General features: G+C 64.3%; 4 protein-coding genes and 1 pseudogene. 3 read left to right on the top strand and 2 right to left on the bottom strand.

Translation table 11 applies throughout. From position 1 onward, the window contains the following. Window positions 1-270, top strand: a pseudogene (locus MOV75_RS35870) (adenylate/guanylate cyclase domain-containing protein); the annotation flags it as partial. A gap of 27 nt (window positions 271-297) precedes the next feature. Here MOV75_RS35870 and MOV75_RS35865 read toward each other — a convergent pair. After that, window positions 298-573: a hypothetical protein gene (locus MOV75_RS35865; RefSeq protein WP_246931112.1), complete on the bottom strand. Its 276-nt coding sequence runs from the start codon at window positions 571-573 to the stop codon at window positions 298-300. A 327-nt stretch (window positions 574-900) separates the two neighbouring features. Here MOV75_RS35865 and MOV75_RS35860 point away from each other — a divergent pair, with 327 nt between their 5' ends. Further along, window positions 901-1,125 (top strand): hypothetical protein, encoded by a 225-nt coding sequence (locus tag MOV75_RS35860; protein WP_246931113.1) that lies wholly within the window; start codon window positions 901-903, stop codon window positions 1,123-1,125. Window positions 1,126-1,466: 341 nt separating this feature from the next. Here MOV75_RS35860 and MOV75_RS35855 read toward each other — a convergent pair whose 3' ends face one another. After that, entirely contained in the window at window positions 1,467-1,670 is a 204-nt protein-coding gene (locus MOV75_RS35855; protein WP_246931114.1) for a hypothetical protein, read from the bottom strand. Window positions 1,671-1,809: 139 nt separating this feature from the next. On the opposite strand from MOV75_RS35855, the gene MOV75_RS35850 reads away from it, so the two are divergent. Continuing rightward, the coding region (locus MOV75_RS35850; RefSeq protein ID WP_247007713.1) for a hypothetical protein at window positions 1,810-2,084 on the top strand (275 nt) is incomplete at its 3' end.

The following is a 2,084-nucleotide window of genomic DNA, read 5'->3' as shown; positions in this document are numbered from 1 at the left end:
ACCGCGATCCGCCAGGCGGTGCGCACATTGGGGCTCGACATCAGGGTCGGGCTGCATGCGGGCGAATACAAGGTGAGCGGGGGCGAGATGGTGGGCCTTGCCTTTCACATCGGCACGCGCGTCGCCGCCAAAGCGCGCGCCGGCGAGGTCCTGGTCTCGAGCGCGGTCAGGGACCTGATGGCGCAGTCAGAGATCCGATTCAGGGATCACGGCGTGCACCAGCTCAAGGGCGTTCCGGCGCGATGGCGCCTGTTCCGGGTGGAGGATTGAGCGGCTTTGAATGCGGCGCCGTGCGCCTTAGCGGGCCGGATCGGTCCGGTCGCATTTCGGGCATCGCCCGTCCGCTGCGATGGCGAGTTGGCGGCCGATCTCTTCCTTCAGAGCGTTGCCGTCGAACGCCGTACCGTCACTCCCCAGGATTCGCTTGGCGCGTTCGTAAGCATGGCTCTCGGCGGCGTCGTCGCCCACGCGGATGATGACATCGTCGTGGAAAGGGCAGACCGTGGTGGCGCGCGTCGTCTCGAGCGCGTAGCGCACCAGCGCGGTGAGATCATCGAGATTGGCGGATATCATGGCTCTCTCCTGATCGAGGCAGTCGCGATGGTGGCCTGTGTACGGCGGCGGGGTCGTACTGACCGTACGGCGCCGTCGGGCCGGTTCCATCGAACCTGCCATCGAAGCCGCTCGTGGCCGGCTCCCTGATCGCGATCGCCCTGTCATCGAAGCGGCGCCCGGAGTGCCTAGGAGTCCGGGCTCCGCTTCGTTCGGTACCGGAGCGACTGCGCGCCCGATGCCATCCAGAGCCTAGCGGTTCGCAAAACCGTTCGCCTTGACCCATCGCAAACATAGGAAAGGCCCCTAGGGAATCGTCCGCAATTTCGCCGGCGGCGGTTCGGGCGCATGAATCAGGATATGCAGCGCCAGATCCTCTTCAGGTGCCCGCGCACCGGCATGAACGTCCAGCATCGCATCGACGATGAGCGGCCCGAGAGTTCCGGGCCGGCGGATAGCTATGTGGCCGTGAGGTGCCCGGCCTGCATGTCGCTGCACTTCGCCAACAGCACCACCGGCAAGCTGCTGGGTGAGCGAACCGCGCAGCCCGTCTCCATGCCGCGTTCCGCTTGATCGGCCCGCTTCGCTTTCCCGCACGTTCCGGCGCCCGCGCTGGATCTGGCGACAAAAACGAGTTCTCGAATGACGCGACAGGCGGCCTCGGCGCTGGTCAGGGGGCGGGACTTCGAGCCGAGGCCGCCATTTGCCGGAATCGTGAAACGCCGGCGCGGCCTAATGCCCGGCAACGCTGCTCCGTTCCTATTCCTGGTTCCTGTTCCTGGTTCCTATCCTGGGCGTTACGCCGGCAGGAGGTGCCTGAAGCATGATCCGGAAAAGCAAACGCTTCTCCGATGGATCATGCTTGAACGAGTAAGCTGAAGTGCGACGGCCATTCATTCTCGCCGCATCGCGCCTCACGCCGACCAGCGATCCTGCTCTTCCTGGTGAGCATGCTCGTTGAGCCGTTCGGCCATCTGGTCCGCAATCTGCTCCGACTCGGCCGAGGCCACTGGCTCGCCCTTGTGAGTCCTGAGCTTGTCCTTGTCGGCTTCGATCGGGAAATCGTCCGGTGTCAGTCCGGTATCCTTGCCCGTGTCCTTGCCGCGATCCTTGTCCATGGCGCGCCTCGCTGTATCTCAATCGGTAAAAAACATGCGTGAAGGCTGATCGTTTCAAAGAGGATGAAGCTCGATCGAGAGGCCCAAGCCGGTCTGAAGGCTTGAGCCCCGGCAACTGCTCGATGACGTCGGAACCGCCTTGCATGTTTTTCCCGAGTCGGAACAGGTGCAGGATTCGCGCGTTCGTTCGATGAATTTTGGAGACGCGGTCATGCCATCGAACGGAAGCATTTTTTTTGCCGGAGTCGGAACCACCTTCCTGATCCTGGGCGTGGGTTTCGGCAGCGGGCTGATGATGGCGAATTCCGCTCTGAAGGATCCGGGCCGCGCCGAGTCGAGAGCGTCCGCGCAAGCGCCGTCGCCTCTTCGCGTGGTCCTGCCGGCCTCAGCCGAGGCGGCCGAACCGAAGGCGCC

It is taken from the genome of Bradyrhizobium sp. PRIMUS42 (genome assembly GCF_023006515.1).
Lineage (GTDB): Bacteria > Pseudomonadota > Alphaproteobacteria > Rhizobiales > Xanthobacteraceae > Bradyrhizobium.
This window is presented reverse-complemented; position numbering and strand designations above follow the sequence as displayed.